At 57.1% G+C, this 4,534-nt stretch carries 4 protein-coding genes; all 4 read left to right on the forward strand.

Annotation, left to right across the window (positions count from 1 at the left end; genetic code table 11):
- Nucleotides 1-405: BglII/BstYI family type II restriction endonuclease (locus EBBID32_RS02895; RefSeq protein ID WP_037488390.1), on the forward strand; the 405-nt coding region annotated here is incomplete at its 5' end.
- A gap of 12 nt (nt 406-417) precedes the next feature.
- Entirely contained in the window at nt 418-1,740 is a 1,323-nt protein-coding gene (locus tag EBBID32_RS02900) for a hypothetical protein (protein ID WP_037488391.1), read from the forward strand.
- A 3-nt stretch (nt 1,741-1,743) separates the two neighbouring features.
- A complete protein-coding gene (locus EBBID32_RS02905) occupies nt 1,744-3,648 on the forward strand; it encodes an SNF2-related protein (RefSeq protein WP_006950373.1) in 1,905 nt (634 codons plus the stop codon).
- Nucleotides 3,648-4,451 (forward strand): DUF3883 domain-containing protein, encoded by an 804-nt coding sequence (locus tag EBBID32_RS02910; protein WP_037488392.1) that lies wholly within the window; start codon nt 3,648-3,650, stop codon nt 4,449-4,451. Before EBBID32_RS02905 ends, EBBID32_RS02910 begins: the two co-directional genes overlap by 1 nt.
- Nucleotides 4,452-4,534: the final 83 nt, after the last annotated feature.

Consider the following 4,534-nt stretch of genomic DNA (forward strand, 5'->3'; position numbering starts at 1 on the left):
AATCTAGGGGCTACTCAGATGGACGTGTTCCAGAAGCCAGACCTGACCGTTGGTCCTGGCTCAACGACGGCCATCCGCGATCATGTGAAAGCGGAGCTTGCCGCCGAGGGCTGGCCGTTCGATGTGAAAATCGATCAAAGTTATGATCTGACCGTCTTCGGGGTGAAGGACGATCTCTCCTTTCACCTTCAAACCGGTAATGCCAGCCGCGCTCCCTACGACCTATTGAAGCTACAGCATCTATGGAGCGCTCGGCGGATTGAAGCTGCCGCTTTGGCGCTACCGACGAAGCAAGCTGCGGCGAGCATTGGCAGTAACATCGCCAGTTTCGAGCGCATCATGAATGAGCTGCGGTTGTTCGACCGCACGATAACAGTACCGATCTTCCTGATCGGGTTTGAATAGGGGGTCGCCCGCATGGCGTATACCGTAAATGTGGAACCGGCTCATATCCGCGAAGCGCAAATTGCCGAGCGTGCTACGGAATCGGACAAGACTGAGCCGTTCTATGAGTATCAGAGCCAGCCTTACGATTTGCCGGTTATCTTGGTGCCGTTGGGATTGCCGATATATCGCATGGCGAACTTCCGGACACGCACTGCCCAGCAGGCTTATGCGCGCCGCGAAGGCAAGCCAGCCGACTACTTCGCATCCGGCGAGGAAAACGAAGCGGCGCAGCAACGCCAGCATGAGTTTTTGCTGAAATATGCCAATACCGGGCGGGAAGGCTCGGTTGCGCCTATCATCGACGTGCTCAAGGCCGAACGCCAGCGTCAGCCTATCCTCATCACGCGGCGCGGCGTCGTCGTCAACGGCAACCGCCGATTGGCAGCGATGCGCAGTCTCTTTGAGGAAGATCCGAATCTTTACCGCGAATTTGCCACTGTAAAATGCCAACTTCTGCCCGCAACCGCGACCGAGAAAGATATTGTCGAGGTAGAGGTGCGCTTGCAGATGAAGCAGCGCACAGAACTCGATTATGATTGGATCAATGAGTGCATCGCCATCCGCGAGCTGCGCGACAGCGGGCGACCGATGAAGGAACTCATGGCCCTCATGAACAAGAAAAAGGTCGAGATCGACGATGCGATCAACGCCCTGACCGAGGCCGACCTGTACCTTGTTGAATGGCTTAATCGCGGCGGTGACTATGAAGCGATTGAGGACGCCAAACAGTTGTTTTTCGACATTGGCGAAAACGTGAAGGCCAAAACGGGCGATGCCCAGGAAGTCAGTCGCAGGATCGCATGGCTGCTCGCCGATCGGCGTAGCAAGCTGAAACGGCGCGTATACGATTTCAAACCTATGTTCGGAAAAAAAGCTGACGAGGTGGCGGCCAAACTTGCCGAGCGCTTTGGGGTCGAACTGGACGAAAGCGGTCCATCGGATGATGAGGATGGCGACGATTTCGCCGTCGATCTTGGCGGCAATACAGGGCCGACGCTCCGACCCCTGATTTCCCTCATGGACGATGCCACGCGCCGTGACGAGGTGTCGGACCAGCTCGTTGAGGTGTGCGAGGGGATCATCGAGATCGAGCGCGACAAGCGCGACGGACAGATGCCGCTCAATCTGATTCAGTCGGCAAATGGTAAGCTGTCGGAGGTCGATATGACACGCGCCGCTCCTGGGAGCTTGGACGCGATCGGCAAACAACTCGACGCCGTTCAAGCCAACGTAGACCGGCTCCGTGGATTTCTCGAACGTCAGCGCGCCGAGACGAAATCTGGCGTGGCCTGACCGATGGAAGCAGGTGCTGCCCAAGAGCCGCTGCATATCGTCGTCCGTTACGACGACCAGAACCGGCGCGGTGTCTTGCTGGTCGAAGCCCCGACCGGTAACACCGTATGGGAGCGGCTGAAACAGTCGGCTTCGGTGATCGGCAGCGATGCCAGGATTACGGAGCTGGCGATTGAGCTAAGCTGGCCCAGCGTTCTCGACATATTGCGCGATTACGGCACGCGCGATCAGCAACGGGCATATAACTTCAGGTTCAAGCCCGACGCCGACGCGCAGGCCCGCATCCAAGATTTTGCCGCCGCGCGAAGGAAGGTGCAGGAAGCACAAGGGAGCCTGACGCTCACGGTTACGGAAGAGGAGGTCCGCAGCCGCCTGCGCGCACTCGGCTTCAAGCGTGATCTCAAATGGTTTCAGGTCCGGGATATCCGCCACCTGCTTTCCATCCAAAATGGCGCGAATTTCTCCGTTCCCGGCGCGGGAAAAACGACCGTCGCCTTCGCTTTGCATCTGCTGACAAGTCAGCCCGGCGCGCACGTCCTCGTCGTTTGCCCCAAAGCGGCTTTTCCGGCCTGGAGTGAGATCGTAAACGACACGATGGATGCCAACGGCCCTGATACGGAAGCGTTTCAGGTATTAAGTGGCACAAGCCATGCGATTGAGACGATGTTGACCGGTGGCGGCAGGCGCTTCGTCATCAATTATGATCTCCTGATTCAGCATCCTGGGATCATCGGCGCATATTTGGCGCGACAGCCGGTCCATCTGATACTTGATGAGTCTCATCGCATGAAGGCGGGCGAGGCTTCGCAGCGCGGTGCGCTGCTACTGAACCTCGCCCCACTTCCGATCCGCCGCGACGTGTTGAGCGGAACCCCTATGCCGCAGTCGCCTTCCGACCTGGTTTCCCAACTCAATTTCCTATGGCCTGGTCAAGGGCTTGGCCTCGAAATCAGCCGTGGGACACCGCCGCGAGAAGTGCTGGGAAGCCTTTACGTTCGGACCACGAAAGAGGAGCTGGGCCTCCCCGCCCGCTATACCCACTTCCATCAGGTCGGTATGGGTCAGGGGCAACTGGCTCTCTATAGCCTGGTGCGCAGCGAAAGCCTGCGGCAGCTCAGCAATATTAGATCCGGCGCTATCGATTTCGCAGGAGCGCGAAAATCGGTCATGCGCTTGCTGCAACTTTCGTCAAACCCGTTGCTCGCCCTACGCGCGATCACATCGGATATCACTGGCATAAATTCCGGCCTCGTGGATCAGGTCGTCGAAGACGGCCCTTCACCGAAAATGCTGGCTGTTGCAGCTAAGGCCCGCGAACTCGCGCAACATGGTCGTAAGTCGGTGATATGGACGATATTCACCGACACCATTGAGCAGATGTTGTTGATGCTGGCCGATCTTAACCCGGTCGCGCTCTACGGCGCTGTCCCTTCTGGTGACGCCTCCGATCCGGAAACCAGGGAAGGCAGATTGCGGCGCTTCCATTTGGACGATGATTGCATGGTGATGATCGCCAATCCGGCTGCCGCCGGTGAAGGGATCAGCTTGCACACGGTCTGCCATGAAGCCCTGTACCTCGATCGGAGCTATGTCAGCACTCATTTCCTCCAATCGATCGACCGGATACATCGCCTTGGCTTAGATCCCAACGAGATCACAAACGTCCACATTTTTCAAACACGCGCGCCGCAGGGGCTGGGCTGTATCGACCATTCCGTCAGTCGGCGGTTGGCTACCAAAGTCCGGGCGATGCAACAGCTCCTAGACGACCGCGACCTGCATCAAATCGCTCTCGACGAAGAAAACGCGGAAGAGCCAGTCGATTACGATGTTGATCTGCAGGATATCGTGGACCTGGTAGAGGAATTAGAAGGCCGCGCCCATTTTGACGAAGACGAGGGCGGATAGTGGACGAAGACCGCATCTTAGCGATGAGCGCTTTTGAAGCGGCCTACCTCATTCGGACTTTTCGGGAGAAAAATCCAGAACTCAGCACTCCCGATATCATCGCTACCGTCCGCGCCGTAAGGGCGGATTTTTATCCGCACGACTTCGATGCCGGTGCCAATATCGAGGGCCGCATCTCGCCTCAGCTAGTCACGCCGTTGGAGGCATTTTTTACCGCCGCGATTGAAGCCATCATCGCCGACAGATCGCCAATTTGGGCACGTCTAGCGCCAGCAGGGCGCAATCATGTGCTGCAGGCAATCGGAGTGAATGGCGTGCAATGCCTCCGCTCAGCTGGACTTCTCGGTTCAGATGCGCGCGCGACCGAGTGGTGGGATGCGCTTGCAACTCTCAATCGCGGCGAGCGTGATGCAAGATTGCTTGCCCAGGGCCGGGAGGGTGAGCGCCTTTCGTTGGCATATGAGAAGGCCCGCCTGCAGCAGGAAGGGATACGCCGTGAACCAGAGTGGGTCGCGATCGACGACAACACCGTAGGATATGACATTCTCTCGTACGCTTGGCATGAGGGCAGTCAGGTCAATCGCCTGATAGAAGTGAAAACGACACAGGCACATCCTCCGCGCATGATCCTATCTCGCAACGAATGGAAAACAGCTGAGCAATATGGCGGAGCTTTCGAGATTCACCTTTGGAATCTCAATAGTGAAGCGCTGACGATCTATACGGTCGAACAGCTAAAGGTGCACATCCCAACAGACAACGGAGCTGGCAGATGGGAAAGCGTCGAGATTCGTCCTGAATAAACTATCCTGATGTTTCTCTTTTAAGCCTTTCAACCAGAAATGCATTTTGGCGCCAGCGTCACCCTCAAAAGCTGTCTCTTATA

It is taken from the genome of Sphingobium indicum BiD32 (assembly GCF_000382885.1).
Lineage (GTDB): Bacteria > Pseudomonadota > Alphaproteobacteria > Sphingomonadales > Sphingomonadaceae > Sphingobium > Sphingobium japonicum_C.

Bases quoted from the DNA above. Each gene is read 5' to 3' on its own strand.
- EBBID32_RS02900 (WP_037488391.1), top strand. From the start codon at position 418: ATGGCGTATACCGTAAATGTGGAACCGGCTCATATCCGCGAAGCGCAA.
- EBBID32_RS02905 (WP_006950373.1), top strand. From the start codon at position 1,744: ATGGAAGCAGGTGCTGCCCAAGAGCCGCTGCATATCGTCGTCCGTTAC.